Origin of the sequence: Gemmiger formicilis (genome assembly GCF_900167555.1) — a bacterium.
Classification (GTDB): Bacteria; Bacillota; Clostridia; order Oscillospirales; family Ruminococcaceae; genus Gemmiger; species Gemmiger formicilis.
The window spans coordinates 13,353-31,001 of sequence record NZ_FUYF01000014.1; the positions used below are offsets into that span (position 1 = coordinate 13,353).

Here is a 17,649-nt window from a genome sequence, read left to right on the forward strand (position 1 = left end):
AAAATATCCGATTACAATGGAGTACGGACTGTGAAACAAAAGGAAACAGCAGCAGTGCTGATGGTGCTGTTGGCAGCGGCCTGCTGGGGCGCAAACGGTATCTTTATCAATATCCTGACGGCCTACGGCGTCAACGGCACCCAAATGACTCTCGTGCGTATGGCCTCGATGGCCATTCTGACAGGCATCTGGCTGGCGGCGAAAAACCCCGCCGCGCTGAAGATCGACCTGCGGGACCTTGTCTGGTTCGTCCCGGCAGGTGCATTGGGGCTGTTTATGTTCGGCCTGTTCTACACCTACTCCATCCAGCTTGTGGGTATGGGCACGGCTGCCGTGCTCATCTACCTTATGCCGTCCCTTGTCATGCTGTTCAGCGTCGTGTTCCTGCATGAAAAGTTCACCCCCGGCAAGGGGCTGTGCCTTGTGCTCAGCCTGCTGGGCTGTGCGTTAGTCAGCGGCGTGGCAGGCGGCGTAACGCTGGATGCGGGCGGTGTGGCCTACGGTCTCGGTGCCGCGCTGTGCTACACGCTGCAGAATATTCTGCTGGCCACCAAGCTGAAAAAGTACAGCCCGATGACAAATCTGTTTTACATGTTCCTTTTCAGTGCAGCGGCAAGCCTTGTGTTTACCGCCGCCGCAGGTGAGCTGCCGGGCGTTGCCTATATCCTGACAACGCCCGGTGCGCTGGCCGCCAACCTCGGGTTGGGGCTGGTGTGCTCTTTAGCGGCGCAGTGGCTGTACACCGCCGCGCTGAAAACCATCCCCGCCAGCCGTGCGTCCATTGCCGCCACCTTTGAGCCTGTGGCCGCCGCGCTGTTCGGGCTGGTATTGTTCGGGCAGAAGATGGATGGATTCGGCGTAGCCGGCATTGTGTGCGAGGTCGCCGCGCTGGTGCTTTTGCAGCTGCCGGCCCCCGCAAAACGGAAAGGATAAGCAAATGGCAAAGAAACAGACCCCCACGGTACAGGATTACCACAAGAGTGAGACCTACAAGAACGCTGATGCCGAGACCCGCCGCAATCTGCACCGCTATAAATCCGAGCTGAACATCACAGACGAGCAGATGAACTGGCTGATGGCCTTGGAGGACGTGCGCCTGACCCCGAAGGAGCAGCGCCGCAAGGGCAATGCCACCGCGGAAATGATGGTGATCGGCTCGACAGTCACCTTTTTGCTGGCCGCCAATGTGGGGCAGCGTGCGTTTATGCTGATTGCCAGCGTATTTTTCATCTTTGCCGCGGGGCTGTACCTGTCCGGCGCCCTGAACCCCTACAGCATTGCCATCCGCAAAATGAAAAAGCAACTGAAAGCTTACCCAAAAGTTCCGTCCTTTAAAGAGTGGAGCAAACCAGCCGACAAGGACGACAACGAATAAGCCATTCCCTTGCTGAGTTACACAGCATTCCTCATATTACACAAAGCCCCTGCCGCAGCACTGCGGCAGGGGCTTTGTGCTGCGTGTCGAAAAACCTCCCTCTGCGAGGGAGGTGCCCCGAAGGGGCAGAGGGAGAGAACCTTGCCATAGCCCGAAATATTTCGGGCAACCGTACAGTTTTCTCCCCCACCGCCTGCGGGCGGAGCCCCCTCGCAGAGGGGGCCAAGGGGTGAGCACACCTTTTTCGACAGTCTGTTAAATTTATACCATGTGTATTCCCATTCGGAAACAATGCACAAATCCAGCCTTGCAAGGTTGTGAAGTCTGCGAATAGACGAAAGGCCGGGGCTGTGCTATAGTATAGTTACAGAAAGAAAACAGCCGAAGCTAAAAAGCCAAAAGTTCCCAGGGAGCGGATTTCTCAACAGAGAAACAGAAAGACTGATCGGCAGGATTTCGCAAGGAAGGAGGCTCAAGTCCAATGGTAAACTTCAAGGATCCTATTTATCACCGGCGGGCGTGGGCCTGCTGACAGAATAAGACTGCATCCAAAAGCCGCAGAGTATTCTCTGTAAAAGATCAATAAAAATGTGATGTACGGTATTTTACAAAATTGCTAGCAGACACACGGGCCCGTCAAAACAGACCCCCGCGTGAATATAGATTAGGCTGAAAGAAGGCTGGCAGCGATGACTACCACCACTCCACCCAACAGATCCTATCTGAACTTCACCTGATCATCAAGGAGAAACTCCCATGTACCAGAGTTAAGAGGGCAACACCTCTGCATCAGACCCGAAACAAAAAAAACAGGGATGATTCCTATGACCAAACGGAAACAGACCGAAAAATAAGGCAAAGGGTTATGAGGCTATGACTCCAATCATCTGATACCACCGGGGCGGACGCAAGGTTCCGCCCCGGTTTTGTTATGTCTGCCGGCAAAAAGCAGAGGGCCGGGCGGCTGTCCCCTGCTTTTACGAAAGGAAAGGAGCAACACAATGGAGCAGCTCTTGCGCCAACGCGCAGAATCGATTTGGACAGCGGCCATCCGGTCCGTTTTGCCGGATGAGGCGGTGCGCCGCGCTTTGGAGCGTTTTCACCCGCAGGGGCGTGTATTTCTCGTGGCAGCGGGCAAGGCCGCGTGGCAGATGGCCCACGCGGCGCTGGCCGTGCTGGGCCGTGTGGACGGCGGGATCGTCATCACAAAATACGGCCATGTCAGGGGGCCGCTGCCCGGCGTGACCTGCTGCGAGGCAGGGCATCCGGTGCCGGACGACAACAGCTTTGCGGCCACCCAGCGGGCGCTGGCGCTTGTCAGCGGTCTGCGGGCGGACGACACCGTGCTGTTTCTGCTCTCCGGCGGCGGCAGCGCGCTGTTTGAAAAACCGCTGCTGCCCGCTGAGGAGCTGCAGGCCATCACACAGGCGCTTTTGGCCTGCGGTGCGGATATTGTTGAGATCAACACGATCCGCAAGCGGCTGTCTGCCGTCAAGGGCGGGCGGTTCGCGCTGGCCTGTGCGCCCGCCGCGGTGTACAGCGTGGTGCTCAGCGACATTCTCGGCGACCCGCTCGATATGATCGCCAGCGGCCCGGCCTGTCCGGACAGCTCGACCTGCGCGCAGGCTGCTGCCATTGCGGAAAAATACCGGCTGGCGCTCTCCCCTGCTGCTGCGGCCCTGCTGCGGCAGGAAACGCCCAAAACGCTGCCCAACGTGACCACAAAAATCACCGGCAGCGTGCGGGAGCTGTGCCGCGCCGCTGCGGACGCCTGCCGCGCCGAAGGGTACGAGCCGGTTTTGCTGACAGACTGCCTTTGCTGTGAGGCCCGGGAGGCCGGCAGCCTTCTGGGAAGCATTGCCCGCACCCACGCAGGGCATGGCCGCAAGCGGGCCTTTATCGCGGGCGGCGAGACCGTTGTGCATCTGACAGGCCATGGGCTGGGCGGGCGCAATCAGGAGCTTGCCTTAGCCGCAGCCCCGGCGCTGGCTGGGCTGTGCGGGTGCTGTGTTTTCTCGGTGGGCAGCGACGGCACCGACGGTCCCACCGATGCCGCGGGCGGCTACACGGACGGCGAAGCCTTAGCCGCCCTCACTGCGGCGGGCCTGGACGTGCCCCGTGCGCTGGCCGACAACGACGCCTACCACGCCTTACAGGCCGTTGGCGGTCTGATCATGACCGGCCCCACCGGCACAAACGTCAACGACGTGGCAGTTGTGCTGACGGAATGACAAAAAGCAGACCGCTCAAAAACGCCATCCTCTGTTTGCTTCTATATTTTTCTTTTGGACGGGAAAGCCCCGCCGCTCTCATGGTGAGGGAGCGGCGGGGCCTTTTCCGTATGTATCAGTATTCAACGCCCTCGCGCGCGGCGATGCCCCGGGTGTAGGGGTGCTTGACGGCGCGCAGCTCGGTGGAGTAGTCGGCGGCGTCCTGCATCCAGGCAGCGGGCTCACGCCCGGTCAGCACGACCTCTGCCCCCTGTTCGGCGCGGGCGGCGGCCTCCCGCAGCAGAGCTTCCTCCACAAGGTCATTTTTGCAGGCGGCACAGGCTTCGTCCAGCACCAGCAGGTCAAAGCTGCCCTGTAAAATCGTCTGTAACGTCCGGGTGTTCGTCCGGCGTGCCTCGGCGCGCTCTGCGTCGGTCATAAGCCAGGTGAATTTCGCGTTGGGGCAGGCGTAGACGACTGCCCCGCAGCGGCGCAGCATTTCAATTTCGCCGCTGGAGCCGTCTTTTAAAAATTGCAGGATGACCACCCTGCGGCCATGGCCCAGCGCCCGCAGCGCCAGCCCCATGGCGGCGGTAGTCTTGCCCTTGCCGTCGCCCCAGTACAGATGCAGCATGGCTGCCCCTCCCCTTGCAGTAATTTCCATCTTATTATAGCACACCCTCCGCGCCGCTTGCAAATACCGGCAGTTGACAAAGGCACGTCGGTTATGCTAAACTAACCTCTGCTGTGAACACCATGTACAGGCATGGTGCTTTTTATGCTATACGAGTTAGAATAAGCTAACACAAGTCAGGAGGAATCCCCATGAACCAGAAGTTCAACAAGCTGACCGTGCCCGATCTGATCTCTGTCGGCGTCTTTACCGCGCTGTACTTTGTGCTTGTCACCGTGGCGACCTTCGCCTGTGCACTGCTGCCGGGCGTGGGCAACATTCTGCTGCCCGCCGTGGCCGCGCTGATCTCCGGCAGCGTCTATATGCTGCTGGCCGCCAAGCTGCAAAAATTCGGCGGCATCACGATCATGGGCCTTGTGATGGGCCTGTTCTTCTTCGTCTCCGGCCATTTTGTGCTGTCGTTCGCGGCCAACATCATCTGCGGCGTCGCGGCAGACCTGGTGGCCGCTGCGGGCAAATACCGCAGCAAAAAGCTGCTGCTGGCCAGCTACGTCGTGTTTTCCTATGGCCTGACCGGCCCGATTTTGCCGCTGTGGTTCATGAAATCCGCCTACATAGCCAACCTGACGGCCCGCGGCAAGGACGCCGCCTACATCGACACGCTGTTTGCACCCATTAACAGCGGCAGCTTTGTGGTCAGCATACTGGCAATTTTGATTTGCGCCCTTGTGGGCGGCTTCTTCGGCCAGAAGATGCTGAAGAAGCACTTTGAAAAGGCGGGGATCGTTGCATGACCTTCCGCATGGACCCGCGCGCCAAGCTCTACCTGCTGCTGCTTGCCAACCTGATGCTTCTCTTTCACGTCGGCACCGGGGCGGAGGCCGCTGCCACGGCGCTGTGCCTGCTGCTGTTCTTCCTGTCGGGCAAAGCCCGCGCGGGGGTACGGCTGTCGGTGCTGTACTTTGGTCTGCTGGCCGTGGACCTCTTTGTCGTGCCCCGCGTCGGGGAGAGCGTGCTGCTGAACCTGCTCTCCCTCGTCTCGGTCGGCGTGCGGATGATGCTGCCCTGCATCATCACCGGCGCCTATGCGTTTTCAACGACGACAGTCGGGGAGCTGACCGCCGCGCTGCGCCGGATGCACCTGCCGGAGAGCATCATCATCCCCTGTGCCGTCGTCGTGCGGTTCTTTCCCACCGTGGGCGAGGATTACCGCCACATCCGCGCGGCCATGGCCCTGCGGGGCATTGCCGCGGGCCGCGGCGCGCTGCTGCGCCATCCCGTGCAGTCGCTGGAATACATCCTGATGCCGCTTTTGATGAACAGCAACAATGTGGCGCAGGATCTTTCCGCCGCCGCGCTGACCAAGGGCATCGGCCTACCGGGGCGGCATACCTGCATGACCGAGCTGCGGCTGACCGCGTGGGATTTCCTCTATCCCGCGCTCTGCACGCTGCCCCTGCTCTGGAAGGTGGTGACGCTGCTATGATCGAAGCCGAAAACGCAAGCTTTACCTATCAAAGTGCCCCCTCCCCCGCCCTGCAGGACGTCACGCTGACGGTGCAGCCCGGGGAATGCGTCGTCCTCTGTGGCCGGAGCGGCTGCGGCAAGACGACGTTCACCCATCTGCTGAACGGCCTTTCCCCGGAATTTTATCCCGGCACCCTGACAGGCCGCTGCACGGCGGCGGGGCTGGCCGCGGGCGAGGCCGCCATCGAAGCCTATGTGCCGCAGGTCGGCAGCGTGTTCCAGAACCCCAAGACCCAGTATTTCAACGTGGACACGACGGCGGAGCTGGCCTTCCCCTGTGAGAACGCCGGCATGGAGCCGCAGGCCATCCGCCGCCGCGTGGACGAGGTCGTCGAACAGTTCCGGCTCGGCCCGCTGATGGACCGCAGCGTTTTCAAGCTGTCGGGCGGGGAAAAGCAGCGCGTCGCGTTCGCGGCGGCCTGTATGCTCGGCCCGCGGCTGTTGGTGCTGGACGAGCCGACGAGCAACCTGGACGCCGCCGCCATCGCGCAGCTGCACGATATGATCGCCGTGATGAAGCGGCAGGGCGTGACCGTTGTGCTGGCGGAGCACCGCCTTGCCTGGATCACCGATCTGGCGGACAGGTATTTCTTCTTTGCGGCGGGCCGCCTGGCCGCGCAGTGGTCCGCTGCGGAGTTTGCCGCGCTGCCTGCGGACACATTGGCCGGGTACGGTCTGCGCGCCCGCACGCTGGACGACTGCCGCGCCGGAATCCGCGCAAAGCAGAGCGCCCGATGCCCCGGTACGCCGGTGCTCACGCTGGAGGGCGTCACGCTGGGCTGCGACAAAAAGCACCCGCTGCGCACCCTGCCCGATATGAGCTTTGCCGCCGGTGAGATCGTCGGCCTGATGGGGCGCAACGGCATCGGCAAATCGACGATGGCCCGCACGCTCTGCGGCCTGCTGGAGCCGGTCAGCGGCAAAATCTGCCGGAACGGCAGACCCGCCAACGCAAGCGAGCGGCTCAGGAGCAGCTTCCTTGTCATGCAGGATGTGAACTATCAGCTGTTCAGTGACAGCGTGCGGGAGGAGGTGCTGCTCGGCGCAGCCCACCCGGAGCGGTGCGACGCCGTTTTGCAGGCGCTGGGGCTGGACGGTCTGGCGGACCGCCACCCGATGAGCCTTTCCGGCGGGCAGAAGCAGCGGGTCGTCGTAGCGGCGGCCATGCTGTCCGACAAGCCGCTGATCTTACTGGACGAGCCGACGAGCGGCCTTGACCTGGGCAGTATGCAGCAGGTCGGGCAGCTTTTGCAGGAATGGAAGGCGCAGGGCAAGACCCTGCTTGTCATCACCCACGATGAGGAGCTGGCCGCCAACTGGTGTGACCGCGTCATACGCTGGGACGATACGGAAGGAGTGTGACCCCCATGGAATTTCACCCGAACAACTGGCTGGGCCGCTGGCAGAATTTTGAGAGCTATATCACCAGCACTGACCCGTATTTGCAGCTTGCCTGGCAGGAGGCCGAGGCCGCCGCTGCTGCGCTGCCGATGTTTAAAAGTGGCGCGAAGCAGTTCTGGCAGACGGCCTGCGTGACGACGAGCATCGGCAACCCGCACACGCTGGGCGGCTGGACTATCACCCCCGCCGACGGCGGCAAGCTCTGCATCGCGTGGACGGACGCCGACGGGAACACCCTCGGCCGGGCGGTCTATCATCTGGACCACGTTTTGGAGCGCGGGCTTGAGGGCAAGGAGAACGCCCTTTTCGTCGCCGAGGACGTCCCCGCCGACTGGCCGTTCCGCTGCCTGCTGGCAATGGAGCCGATGCCGCCCCGCGCGGCCCGGCTGCAGGGCGGGCTTTTAAGCCACCTGCATTTCCAGTACGCCAGCGGTCCCGAGCACCTGTTTGACCCCGACACCCACGCCCTGTGCAGCCCGCTGTGGTACGCTACGATGTGCGACGGCGACGGCACGCTGTTAGAGCAGTGCAACATTGTCCGCGCTCTGCACCGCCTGCCTGTGTGGGAGGAACTGCCGGAGCTGTGAGAGAAAAAGAAAGAAACGGGATGCCCGCAAAAGTGACATCCCGTTTCTTTCTTTTATTGCTCAGTAGGGGCCGGGCATGCCCGGCCTGGCTGTGTAAGGAATACAAGCGCCTTTCGGTAAGCTGCGGGCCGCACGTGTGCGGCCCCTACCGCTCTGCTTCCCGGTTATTCCTCGTCCTCGGTCTTGATCGTAATGTTTCGGTCCGTCTTGGCCTCGATGCTGTTGGCGCGGACAATGTCGCGCATGTCGATGCCGGTGGCCTCCTTCATGGCCTCCATCGTCTGGGCCATCAGCACCGGCACATTGCCGGAGACACCCGACACGCCAGACGCATCGCCGCCGATGATGGACACCTTGTCGATGCTGGACAGGGGCTGCGCGACGCTCCTGGCAATTTCAGGCAGGACCTTGATCATCATTTCGGCCACAGCGGCGTCGTTGTACTGCTTGTAGGCTTCGGCCTTCTGCTTCATCGCTTCGGCCTCTGCCAGGCCCTTCTGGCGGATGGCCTCCGCCTCGGCCTTGCCGACCAGCGCGATGCCCTCGGCCTCCTGCTGCTTGGCAAACTTCGCGGCCTCGGCGGCACGCTCGGCCTCATACTTCTGGGCCTCGGCCTCCTTCTGGCGGCGGTACAGCTCGGCGTCGGCCTGCTTGCGGACCTCGGCATCCAGCTTGCGCTGCTGGACCTCGGCCTCCTGAGCGGCCAGGTCGACCATCTTCTTCTGGCGGGCGATCTCGGCGTCGGCCTCGGACTCCTTGACCTCCTTGGCGCGCAGGTTCGTCTGGATCATACCGGCGGCGTTCGCGTCGGCGGCGGCCTTGTCAGCCTCGGCCTTCAGCTTGGACTTTGCCAGCTCCAGCTCGTTGTTGCGCTGGGCAATGGCGGTCTGGGCTTCGATCTCCTTCTCGTTCGCGGCCATGGCGGCGGCAGCCTTCGCGCAGGAGACGTCGCGCTCGGCCTCGGCCTTGGCGATGGAGGCACGCTTTTTCACAAGCTCCTCCTGCTCGACGCCGATGGCTTCAATAACGCCGTGGTTGTGGCCCATGGCGTCCACGGCGTCCTTGACGTCCTGCACGTTGAAGGTCACGACCTCCAAGCCCATCTTGGCCAGGTCGGGGCGTGCGTTCTCCACGACGCTGACGGCCATCTGCTTGCGGTTTGTCAGGATCTGGTCCACGGTCATCTCGGACACGATCTCACGCAGGTTGCCCTGCAGCACATCGTTGATCTTTTCATTGATGTGCGCCTCGTCCATGCCGAGGAAGTTCGAGATCGCGGCCTGCTGGCGGGAATTGATGTACTTGCGGATGTCGTCATATCCGGCGTTGCGGACCTCCTCGTCTGAGACGGTGGAGTTCTCGCTGTAGACCTGGACGGTGACGACGCTGTCGAGCCAGAGGGAGACGCCCTCCTTGGTTTTAACGCCCGTTTCCGGCGTTTTCACGTCGATTTTCAACAGGCGCATGTTCAGGCGGTCTGCGCGCTGCACAATGGGCAGCACAAAGACGCCGCGCCCGCAGACGACCTTCGGGCGGGAGAGGCCGAAGCCTGTCACGACGATGGCCTGGGTCGGCGGGGCCTTCTTGTAGCAGAGAAAGCAGAAGGCAATGATGGCCGCGGCAACAGCGGCAGCAATAATGAATCCCATACTCTTGTTCCTCCTTCAGAACACATTGGGCCGCAAAAAAAGCGGCAGCGATAAGGGTCGTCATCAGCGGGTTTTCTTGCTGATGATGCTACCATTATAGCTGCCGCCCGTGCTCCAAAACAGGACAGGTTTCGCAAAATACAGGGTGCTATTTTGCTGTTTACAGCGCGTCCTTCGCGCTTTTACGCAGGCGTCGTTATCTCCGCCTCGTTACATTTGCTTGGTAGGTTTTGCTTTTTCGGCCAGCAGGCACAGCACTACGGTCAGCACCATGTCGGGCAGCGTGTAGCCCACCGGCGTGTCAACGCCCATCAGCAGGCGGTAGGCGATAAAGCCCACGAGCCAGATAACAAGGTTGCGCGCGTCGGCAGCCACGGCAAAGCGGTCCCGGTGCAAAATAAAGTGGTCTGCGATCTGCACGGCGATCATCGGCGCGAACACCGAGCCGATCAGGTACAGAAAGCCCGTGATGTCGTCCATCGGGAAAAGGATGGCCGCCGCCGTGCCGATGACCGTCACGGCAATGGCGGTCTTTTTGCCGTTGAGCTTTGCGGACAGGCTCTCGGCAGAGATGCCCGCGCTCCACGCATCGAGGAAGGTCGTCGTGACCGTGGAGAAAACCAGAATGATCAGCGCGGCAATGCCGAGCCCGGCCTTGACCATGATGACGGCAATGTCATACTCGCCGGTAAAGATGGCCGCGCCCATGCCGATGACGTACATCCAGCAGGATACCGCGCCGTAGACCAGCACGCTGACCCAGGTCGCCTGGGTCGGCTTCTCGGCGTCGCGGGTGTAGTCGCTGATGAGCGGCAGCCAGGACAGCGGCATCGCCACGGCCAGCTCCACCGCCGCACCGAAGGTCAGGCTCTCGCCGTCAATGCCGACCATGGCGTTGCCGGAGAAGAAGATGACCTTGCACAACACCAGCGTCAGAATAAACAAAGCAGCCATCGTAATTTTGTTGATCCAGCCTAAATCGGTCACGCCGACGGCGATCCACACGATAATCAGCGCACCGATGACAAGGCACCAGACCCAGCGGCCAATCGCAAAAATACCGCCGACGGCCAGTGCACCGTCATAGATCATGATGGCCGTCCAGCCGACGAGCTGCAAAACGTTCAGGAACGCAAACAGCAGGCCGCCCTTCTGGCCGAAGCTCATTTTTACGGTCTCCATAGCGCTGCGGCCCGTGCGCCCGCCGATGAGGCCCGCCAGCAGCATCATGGCGCAGCCGATGATATGCCCGAGCAGAATGGCCGCAAAGCCCTTTGCCATGCCCAGCGGCGCAAAGGCGGTGCCGGTCAGGATCTCGGCCAGCGAGACGCCCGCGCCGAACCAGATCAGGCCGTTCTGAAAGGTAGAAGTCTTTTTCATTCGACAAAATCCCCCTTCAGTGCGAACATGTGGTTCATCGGGCCGGAGCCGTGGCCGAGGTCAAGCATAGCGGCCAGCGCACCGGAGATGTACGCCTTTGCGCGCTCCACCGACGTGTCAAGGTCATAGCCCTTCGCGAGATTCGACGCAATGGCGCTGGACAGCGTGCAGCCGGTGCCGTGGGTGTTGGGGTTGTCGATGCGGCGTCCCTTGAACCACTTACCCGCGCCGTCGCGCCAAAGCAGGTCGTCGGCGTCGTTGATCTGGTGCCCGCCCTTGCAGAGCACCGCACAGCCGTACTTTTCGCTGATGGTCTGTGCGGCCCGCTCCATATCGGCGGCGTTTTGAATGGTCATGCCGGAGAGGATCTCCGCCTCGGGGATGTTCGGCGTCAGGACCTCGGCCAGCGGCAGGAGCTTTTCGCACAGCGCGGTCACGGCGTCGTCGCGCAACAGCTTTGCGCCGGATGTTGCGACCATGACGGGGTCCACGACGATGTGCTTTGCGCCGTATTCCTTCAATTTTGCCGCAATCGTTTCGATCAGCTCTGCCGAGGATACCATGCCGATCTTGACGGCATCGGGGAAGATGTCGGTAAACACTGCGTCGAGCTGCTCCGCCAGAAAATGCGGGGTCGAGTCAAAAATGTCGGTCACGCCGGTGGTGTTCTGGGCGGTCAGGGCCGTGACTGCGCACAGGGCAAAAACGCCGTTGGCGGTCATGGTCTTGATGTCTGCCTGGATACCGGCGCCTCCGCTGGAATCACTTCCGGCAATGGTCAATGCTGTTCTCATGGTGATAACTTCCTTTCCTTTTTGTATACAGCAAGGTTTTATAAAGCGGTACAAGGTGGTGCCCCCGGTGTACCGCTGTGGGGGGCTTTTTTGCAGCAGCAGGGGTCGGCGTCCTCGACGACCTGCGGAGGGGTCAAGACCCCTCCCTACGATGCAATTTTTCAAGGGGCTTTGTAGGGAGCGGTCTTGACCGCTCCGTGCCGTGCGGCGGCAGTGGTACGCCGCCCCCTACAGGAGTGCTGCTTTCGCTTCGTGCAAATCTCTCACATACAGATCCGCTGCCATTTGCAGCCCGGCCTGGTCGGTCTCGCCGTCGGCATCGTAGACGCCGATTGTGTAAAAGCCCGCGGCCTTCGCGGTTTTCAGGGCGTAGAGACTATCCTCAAAGACGAGCGTTTCCGCCGGCGCGGCGTGCAGGGCCTCGGCGGCCAGCAGGTAAATTGTCGGCTCATGCTTGCTGACGCCGACCTCGGCCGTAGTGAAAAGCCGGGTGAAATACCCGAGCAGCCCCAGCCGTTCCAGCGCCCGCGTGACGTGCTCCCGCGGGCTGGACGTGGCCGCCGCCAGCTTCACGCCGCGGGCGGTCAGGGCGGCCAGCAGTGCCGCCGCGCCGTCCTTGGCGGGGACCTCATAAAAATAGAAGTCCCGCAGCATGTCCGCAATGCCCGCGCCGACCTCGGCGGCAGACTGCGGCAGTGCATAGTGCGTGTGCAGATACTCCGCACCCTGCTCCATGCTCATCGAGAACAAAATCTCGTTGAGTCCTTCCTCCGGCGTGACGCCCAGGCTGCGCAGATACCGCGCGCCAAGGTCGTTCCAGATGCCCATGGAGTCGAGCAGCACGCCGTCCAGATCAAAAACAGCAGCCTTAGTCATGCAGCATTTTCTCCGTGGCGGCCTTCAGGTCGGCGGATGCCTGTTGGATGTTCTTTGCTGCGTAAATCGCGCTGATGACCGCGACGCCGCAGATGCCGCTGCCCGCGAGCTTCGCGACATTTTCCTGCGTGATGCCGCCGATGGCGACAACGGGGATGGACACGGCCCCGCAGATGGCCTTGAGCGTCTCATAGCTCACATCGTCGGCGTCGTCCTTCGAGCCGGTCGGGAACACCGCGCCGACGCCGAGGTAATCCGCGCCGTGCTTTTCGGCCAGGACGGCTTGCTCCACGGTCTGGGCGGAGACGCCCAGAATCTTGTCTGGGCCCAAAATCGCGCGGACGTCCTGCGCCTCCATATCGCTCTGGCCGACATGCACGCCGTCTGCGTTCATCTCGCGGGCGATCTCGACGTTGTCATTCACAAGAAACGGCACACCGCGCTCGCGGCAGAGCGTTTGCAGCTCCTTCGCTTCCTCGAGGAACTTCCCCTCCTCCAGCGTCTTTTCGCGCAGCTGGACCATCGTCACACCGCCGTCAAGGCTTTCGCGCACAACGTCGATAAGCCTGCGCCCGTCCAGCCAGTGGCGGTCCGTGACGGCATAGAGCAGCAGATCATTTTTATCGCAGTTCATACTTGGCGCCCCCATTCAGCGTTGCACCGTCCATATTGTAGATGGCATCAATGATGCGGTTGCGGTAGGTGGAGTTGCCGTCGCCCTCGGCCATACGGCTCCAGCCGATCTCGCCCGCCAGACCCATGGCGCAGACCGCCGCGGCGGCAGCCTCGAGTTTATTGTCGGGGTTCGCAACGACGAAGGCCGTCATCATGCCGGAGAGCTGGCAGCCCGTGCCGGTGATCTTGCCCATCTCGGGGCGTCCGTTGCGGATGACATAGCAGTCCGTGCCGTCGCTGACAAGGTCGATGGCACCGGTGACGGCGACGATAGCGCCGCTTTTGGCCGCAAAGTCCTTGACAAATTTGACGGCACTGTCCAGATTTGCGTCGGTCACGGCGTCCGCAACGTCAGCGTCAACGCCCTTCGTCGTGCCGCTGCCCAGCGCCAGCGTCTTGATCTCGGAGATATTGCCGCGGATGACGGTGAATTTGATCTTCTCCATCAGCTCGACGGCGGTGTTCGTGCGCAGGGCCGACGCACCCGCGCCGACGGGGTCGAGCAGCACGACATGGCCGAGGGCATTCGCCTTTGCGCCCGCGCGGAACATGCCCTCGATGCTGCGCTGGTTCAGCGTGCCGATGTTGATGTTCAGGCCGCCGCAGATCGACGTGATGTCCTCGACGTCCTCCGGCTCATCGGACATGATCGGGCTGCCGCCGCAGGCCAGCAGAATGTTGGCCACGTCGTTGACCGTGACATAGTTCGTGATATTGTGCACCAGCGGCACAGTGTTGCGCACATTTTCAAGACAGGTTCCCAGCATACAAAACGCTCCTTATAAGTAAAAATGCGGATACGCCTGCAAAGACATATCCGCACAAAAGCTCACAAGAAGCGCAGTGCTACGGTATCTCCCTACGTTGGCATTATCCAAATCAGGTTCAGGCAGCACCGCGGCGGCGCTGCCTTTTGGGTCAGGGCGATACAGCCCACTCTCAGCCCGCTTTACGCAAGCTCCCCTTTTGTACAAATTTACAGTAGCACAGTTTGTCGTGTTTTGCAAGGCTTTTGCTTCATTTTTTGCAAAACCACTTGACATTAAACCCGGCTTTCATGCTATGCTAGAGACAGCAGAAAGGCAAAAATGCGGGTGCGAACCGGAGCTGCCGCTGCGGTTTCAATAGCCTTCCCCCGAGGGGGAAGGTGGCCGAGGCCCCGACCGAGGCCGGATGAGGGGCAGCCCTCCGTTGGCCACCCGTGAACAGGCAGCAATCGCATGCTTTGCCCTCATCAGTCCGCTCCGCGGACAGCTTCCCCCGAGGGGGAAGCCTTTTATCACGTTACTATTTTAAACGGAGGTCTCCTATTATGGCTAAATCCACAGTCTATTTCACCAACGAACTCACCCCCGAAGCCGTTGTGAAGATGTACCGCCAGCTGGGCATCGAGCTGCCCGGCAAGGTGGCCGTCAAGGTCCATAGCGGTGAGGACGGCAACCAGAACTACCTGCACCCCGAGTTTATGAAGCCCGTCATCGACGCCGTCAACGGCACCGTTGTTGAGTGCAACACAGCCTACGGCGGCGCGCGCAACGAGACGCCTAAGCACATCGAGCTGATGAAGAAGCATCATTGGAGCGACCTGTTTGATGTTGACATCATGGACGCCGAGGGTCCGGACGTCGAATGGCCCGTCGAGAACGGCAATGTCCTCAAGGTCAACTATCTGGGCAAGAACATCGAGAATTATGACAGTATGCTCGTGCTCATCCACTTCAAGGGTCACCCGATGGGCGGCTACGGCGGTGCGCTCAAGCAGCTGTCCATCGGCTGCGCGTCCAGCGCCGGCAAGACGTACATCCATACCGGCGGCAAGGTCACCGATCAGAACATCCTGTGGGAGAACTGCGCCGAGCAGGACACCTTCCTTGAAGCCATGGCAGACGCCGCCTCCACCGTGGCAAAGCACTTTGCGGGCAAGATCGCCTATGTCGCCATCATGAAGAACCTTTCCGTTGACTGCGACTGCTGCGCCGTGGCCGAGGACCCCTGCATGAACGATGTTGGCATCCTCTCGAGCCTTGACCCCGTCGCGCTGGACCGCGCCTGCATTGATCTGGTCATAAACAGCAATGACCCGGGCCGCGACCACTTTATGGAGCGCGTCAACAGCCGCCACGGCACCCACACCATCGACAGCGCCGAGACCCTTGGCATCGGCACGCAGGCGTATGAGCTGGTGAAGGTGTAAACGCCCATTTGCCTGAAGAAGCCAAAAGCCGCAAAAAAGCATCCGCCGTGCAGAGAGGCGTCTCTCTGCACGGCGGATGTTGTTATTGTCGGTTCAGTATCTTTTCCAAGTCTGTTTTCGGGTCGCCCGTGGGCGTCAGGTTGTACTGCTTAACGAGAAAGTCCAGTACATTCGGTGAGACGAACGCCGGGAGCGTGGGGCCAAGGTAGATATTGCGCAGCCCCAGATACAGCAGCGTCAGCAAAATGCAGACAGCCTTCTGCTCATACCACGACAGCACCAGCGTAAGCGGCAGGTCGTTGACGCCGCAGCCAAACGCCTCGGCCAGCGCCAGCGCAATGCGAATGGCGCTGTAGGCGTCGTTGCACTGCCCGCAATCCAGAACGCGCGGGATGCCTTCGATGCTGCCCAGATCCATATCGTTCAGCCGGTACTTGCCGCAGGCCAGCGTCAGAATCAGCGTGTCGGGCGGCGTCATCCGTGCAAAGTCCGTGTAGTAGCTGCGCGTCGGTGCTGCACCGTCGCAGCCGCCGATCAGGAAAAAGTGGCGTATCTTCCCCTCCCGGACCAGCCAGACGATCTGCTCTGCGTGGGACAGCACCGCATTGCGGGCAAAGCCGGTCATGACCGTGCTGCCGCCGTTCATCCCGGTCATCGGGTGATCCTCGGGGTAGCCGCCGCATTCCAGCGCCTTTTCAATGACCGGGGTGAAATCCTTGTCGTCCCCGATGTGGGTCAGCTCCGGGTAGGACACCACCGACGTCGTGAACACACGGTCACTGTAGCTCTGCCGCACCGGCATCAGACAGTTCGTTGTGAACAGGATGGGCGCGGGGATGTTGTGGAACTCTGACTGCTGGTTCTGCCAGCCCGTGCCGAAGTTGCCTTTGAGGTGCGGATATTTTTTCAGTTCCGGGTAGCCGTGGGCGGGCAGCATCTCACTGTGGGTGTAGATGTTGATGCCCCTGCCCGCGGTCTGGTCCAGCAGCAGCTTCAGATCGTGCAGGTCGTGGCCGCTGACCACGATGAAGGGGCCCTTCTCAATCGTCAGCGGCACCGTGACCGGCACGGGGTCACCGTATGCGCCGGTGTTGGCTGCGTCCAGCAGCGCCATACAGGCCAGATTGACTTCTCCGGTTTTCAGCACCAGCGCCAGCAGCTCGTCAGGCGTTTTCTCTGCGCCGATGGCCTCGAGTGCCTCATAGAAAAAGGCGTTCACAGCGGGGTCTGTTCTCCCCAGTGCGCGGGCGTGGTACGCATAGGCCGCCATGCCTTTGAGCCCAAAGAGGATCAGCGATTTCAACGAGCGCACGTCCTCCCCCGCCGCCCAAAGCGCGGCAAGGTCGTAATCGTCAAGCTGCCCGGGGCCGACGGCAGCCTTTTCCTTTTCGATTTCCGTCTTGCATTGCAGGATAGTTTCGTTGTTGAAGTTCACGTTCGTGATCGTCGTGAACAGGCCCTTCAAAATCAATTCATCGGTGTGCGGTGTCGGTGTCCCAGCCCGCGCCGCCCGCGCCAGCCCGATAAGTGCCCCGATCAGCTCATCCTGATAGTTGGCGGTGTCGGCCTTTTTGCCGCAGACACCGGCCTTGCCGTCGCAGCCGGTGTTATGCGCCGTTTGTTGGCACTGAAAGCAGAACATTTCTCGCATTTGGTTTCCTCCTGTCGGCAGAATCATCACCTTCTATTCTGCCCGCCAGGAGGATTTTTTATACCGTTCTCACGGCTGCGGTGTCGCGCCCTCCTGCTCCATCTTGCGCAGCGTTTCCTGCCGGATGGCCTCCCGCAGCGCCTGCATATAGGGCGAGAACTGCGACTGCTCCACGCCGTAGGTCAGGTTCAGCGCATACTCCTGCGGCTCCCAGGTCGCAATCGCGGACTCGTTGTGCTGGACGACGGCCTCCATTTTATCCAGCGCCTTGTAGATTTTGGCCTCCGTCGTCTGCAAGGCAGCCATCTCCGCGTACAGCGTCCGCATCTCGGTGCAGACCGGCTCGGGCAGTGAATCGACCCAGCGGGAAAGCAGTGCTTCCTCGGCGGCCTCATCGGCGGCGGTCTTGTCAAACGCCGGGATGTCCCCGGTAAAGCACTCGCCCAGATCGTGGATCAGGCACATGCGGATGACCTTGTCCATGTCCGCCTGCGGAAATTCATCCCGCAGCCAGAACGCCATCAGCGCAATGCGCCAGCTGTGCTCGGCCACGCTCTCATGCCGTCCCTTCGATGTATAGCAATGCCGCGTTGTGTCCTTGAGTTTTTCCGCTGTGTGCAGCGCCTCCAACAGCTTTTCCGGTTCCATGTGCAGACCTCCCCTATTTTTACCGCTATTGTAGCAGATATAAAACGC

General features: G+C 61.2%; 17 protein-coding genes. 8 read left to right on the forward strand and 9 right to left on the reverse strand.

All coding sequences use genetic code 11. The annotated features are described in order from the left end of the window. Positions 1–30 precede the first annotated feature (30 nt). The 3 genes from B5D32_RS10875 (at position 31) to B5D32_RS10885 (ending at position 3,606) form a co-directional block, all read left to right on the forward strand. Positions 31–933 carry a DMT family transporter gene (locus tag B5D32_RS10875; protein WP_143402738.1) on the forward strand — a complete coding sequence of 301 codons (903 nt, stop codon included), beginning with the start codon at positions 31–33 and terminating at the stop codon, positions 931–933. A 4-nt stretch (positions 934–937) separates the two neighbouring features. Then, a complete protein-coding gene (locus tag B5D32_RS10880) occupies positions 938–1,375 on the forward strand; it encodes a hypothetical protein (protein WP_078785045.1) in 438 nt (145 codons plus the stop codon). A gap of 1,001 nt (positions 1,376–2,376) precedes the next feature. Beyond that, positions 2,377–3,606 (forward strand): glycerate kinase type-2 family protein, encoded by a 1,230-nt coding sequence (locus tag B5D32_RS10885; RefSeq protein WP_078785046.1) that lies wholly within the window; start codon positions 2,377–2,379, stop codon positions 3,604–3,606. A 115-nt stretch (positions 3,607–3,721) separates the two neighbouring features. Here B5D32_RS10885 and B5D32_RS10890 read toward each other — a convergent pair whose 3' ends face one another. Next, positions 3,722–4,219 (reverse strand): cob(I)yrinic acid a,c-diamide adenosyltransferase, encoded by a 498-nt coding sequence (locus B5D32_RS10890; protein ID WP_078785047.1) that lies wholly within the window; start codon positions 4,217–4,219, stop codon positions 3,722–3,724. Between the two features lie 191 nt (positions 4,220–4,410). Between B5D32_RS10890 and B5D32_RS10895 the strand changes: the two genes are divergently transcribed. The 4 genes from B5D32_RS10895 to B5D32_RS14975 are packed head-to-tail and all read left to right on the forward strand — an operon-like array spanning position 4,411 to position 7,734. After that, the gene (locus tag B5D32_RS10895) at positions 4,411–5,013 is read left to right on the forward strand and encodes an MptD family putative ECF transporter S component (RefSeq protein ID WP_078785048.1); all 603 of its coding nucleotides are present in this window, start codon (positions 4,411–4,413) and stop codon (positions 5,011–5,013) included. Beyond that, positions 5,010–5,705, forward strand: coding sequence for an energy-coupling factor transporter transmembrane component T (locus tag B5D32_RS10900; protein WP_078785049.1), 696 nt, complete (start codon positions 5,010–5,012; stop codon positions 5,703–5,705). Before B5D32_RS10895 ends, B5D32_RS10900 begins: the two co-directional genes overlap by 4 nt. Continuing rightward, the gene (locus B5D32_RS10905; RefSeq protein ID WP_078785050.1) at positions 5,702–7,108 is read left to right on the forward strand and encodes an ABC transporter ATP-binding protein; all 1,407 of its coding nucleotides are present in this window, start codon (positions 5,702–5,704) and stop codon (positions 7,106–7,108) included. The genes B5D32_RS10900 and B5D32_RS10905 overlap by 4 nt, the downstream gene beginning before the upstream one ends. Positions 7,109–7,113: 5 nt before the next feature. Beyond that, a complete protein-coding gene (locus B5D32_RS14975) occupies positions 7,114–7,734 on the forward strand; it encodes a hypothetical protein (protein WP_143402739.1) in 621 nt (206 codons plus the stop codon). Between the two features lie 164 nt (positions 7,735–7,898). Here B5D32_RS14975 and B5D32_RS10915 read toward each other — a convergent pair whose 3' ends face one another. From B5D32_RS10915 to thiM, 6 genes are all read right to left on the reverse strand, one after another. Next, entirely contained in the window at positions 7,899–9,383 is a 1,485-nt protein-coding gene (locus B5D32_RS10915; RefSeq protein WP_078785051.1) for a flotillin family protein, read from the reverse strand. Between the two features lie 210 nt (positions 9,384–9,593). Then, a complete protein-coding gene (gene cytX / locus B5D32_RS10920; RefSeq protein ID WP_078785052.1) occupies positions 9,594–10,763 on the reverse strand; it encodes a putative hydroxymethylpyrimidine transporter CytX in 1,170 nt (389 codons plus the stop codon). Further along, on the reverse strand, positions 10,760–11,557 hold the full coding sequence (thiD, locus tag B5D32_RS10925; RefSeq protein WP_078785053.1) for a bifunctional hydroxymethylpyrimidine kinase/phosphomethylpyrimidine kinase: 798 nt from the start codon (positions 11,555–11,557) through the stop codon (positions 10,760–10,762). Before thiD ends, cytX begins: the two co-directional genes overlap by 4 nt. A 228-nt stretch (positions 11,558–11,785) precedes the next feature. Further along, a complete protein-coding gene (locus B5D32_RS10930) occupies positions 11,786–12,433 on the reverse strand; it encodes an HAD family hydrolase (protein ID WP_078785054.1) in 648 nt (215 codons plus the stop codon). Beyond that, positions 12,426–13,067 carry a thiamine phosphate synthase gene (thiE, locus tag B5D32_RS10935; protein ID WP_078785055.1) on the reverse strand — a complete coding sequence of 214 codons (642 nt, stop codon included), beginning with the start codon at positions 13,065–13,067 and terminating at the stop codon, positions 12,426–12,428. Before thiE ends, B5D32_RS10930 begins: the two co-directional genes overlap by 8 nt. Continuing rightward, positions 13,054–13,875: a hydroxyethylthiazole kinase gene (thiM, locus tag B5D32_RS10940; RefSeq protein ID WP_078785056.1), complete on the reverse strand. Its 822-nt coding sequence runs from the start codon at positions 13,873–13,875 to the stop codon at positions 13,054–13,056. Before thiM ends, thiE begins: the two co-directional genes overlap by 14 nt. 545 nt (positions 13,876–14,420) lie before the next feature. Here thiM and B5D32_RS10945 point away from each other — a divergent pair. Then, complete coding sequence (locus B5D32_RS10945) at positions 14,421–15,302, forward strand: DUF362 domain-containing protein (protein WP_200805190.1); 882 nt, start codon at positions 14,421–14,423, stop codon at positions 15,300–15,302. An 82-nt stretch (positions 15,303–15,384) separates the two neighbouring features. Here B5D32_RS10945 and hcp read toward each other — a convergent pair whose 3' ends face one another. Next, positions 15,385–16,953: a hydroxylamine reductase gene (hcp, locus tag B5D32_RS10950; protein WP_078785057.1), complete on the reverse strand. Its 1,569-nt coding sequence runs from the start codon at positions 16,951–16,953 to the stop codon at positions 15,385–15,387. A gap of 69 nt (positions 16,954–17,022) precedes the next feature. Then, positions 17,023–17,601, reverse strand: coding sequence for an HD domain-containing protein (locus tag B5D32_RS10955; protein ID WP_078785058.1), 579 nt, complete (start codon positions 17,599–17,601; stop codon positions 17,023–17,025). Positions 17,602–17,649 lie beyond the last annotated feature (48 nt).

What these genes read in the sequence shown, in the direction of transcription:
- thiD (WP_078785053.1), bottom strand. Translation starts at nt 11,557, where the DNA reads ATGAGAACAGCATTGACCATTGCCGGAAGTGATTCCAGCGGAGGCGCC.
- B5D32_RS10880 (WP_078785045.1), top strand. Translation starts at nt 938, where the DNA reads ATGGCAAAGAAACAGACCCCCACGGTACAGGATTACCACAAGAGTGAG.
- B5D32_RS10905 (WP_078785050.1), top strand. Translation starts at nt 5,702, where the DNA reads ATGATCGAAGCCGAAAACGCAAGCTTTACCTATCAAAGTGCCCCCTCC.
- B5D32_RS10895 (WP_078785048.1), top strand. Translation starts at nt 4,411, where the DNA reads ATGAACCAGAAGTTCAACAAGCTGACCGTGCCCGATCTGATCTCTGTC.
- B5D32_RS14975 (WP_143402739.1), top strand. Translation starts at nt 7,114, where the DNA reads ATGGAATTTCACCCGAACAACTGGCTGGGCCGCTGGCAGAATTTTGAG.
- B5D32_RS10945 (WP_200805190.1), top strand. Translation starts at nt 14,421, where the DNA reads ATGGCTAAATCCACAGTCTATTTCACCAACGAACTCACCCCCGAAGCC.
- B5D32_RS10885 (WP_078785046.1), top strand. Translation starts at nt 2,377, where the DNA reads ATGGAGCAGCTCTTGCGCCAACGCGCAGAATCGATTTGGACAGCGGCC.
- B5D32_RS10915 (WP_078785051.1), bottom strand. Translation starts at nt 9,383, where the DNA reads ATGGGATTCATTATTGCTGCCGCTGTTGCCGCGGCCATCATTGCCTTC.
- hcp (WP_078785057.1), bottom strand. Translation starts at nt 16,953, where the DNA reads ATGCGAGAAATGTTCTGCTTTCAGTGCCAACAAACGGCGCATAACACC.
- cytX (WP_078785052.1), bottom strand. Translation starts at nt 10,763, where the DNA reads ATGAAAAAGACTTCTACCTTTCAGAACGGCCTGATCTGGTTCGGCGCG.
- B5D32_RS10890 (WP_078785047.1), bottom strand. Translation starts at nt 4,219, where the DNA reads ATGCTGCATCTGTACTGGGGCGACGGCAAGGGCAAGACTACCGCCGCC.
- B5D32_RS10955 (WP_078785058.1), bottom strand. Translation starts at nt 17,601, where the DNA reads ATGGAACCGGAAAAGCTGTTGGAGGCGCTGCACACAGCGGAAAAACTC.
- thiM (WP_078785056.1), bottom strand. Translation starts at nt 13,875, where the DNA reads ATGCTGGGAACCTGTCTTGAAAATGTGCGCAACACTGTGCCGCTGGTG.
- thiE (WP_078785055.1), bottom strand. Translation starts at nt 13,067, where the DNA reads ATGAACTGCGATAAAAATGATCTGCTGCTCTATGCCGTCACGGACCGC.
- B5D32_RS10900 (WP_078785049.1), top strand. Translation starts at nt 5,010, where the DNA reads ATGACCTTCCGCATGGACCCGCGCGCCAAGCTCTACCTGCTGCTGCTT.
- B5D32_RS10930 (WP_078785054.1), bottom strand. Translation starts at nt 12,433, where the DNA reads ATGACTAAGGCTGCTGTTTTTGATCTGGACGGCGTGCTGCTCGACTCC.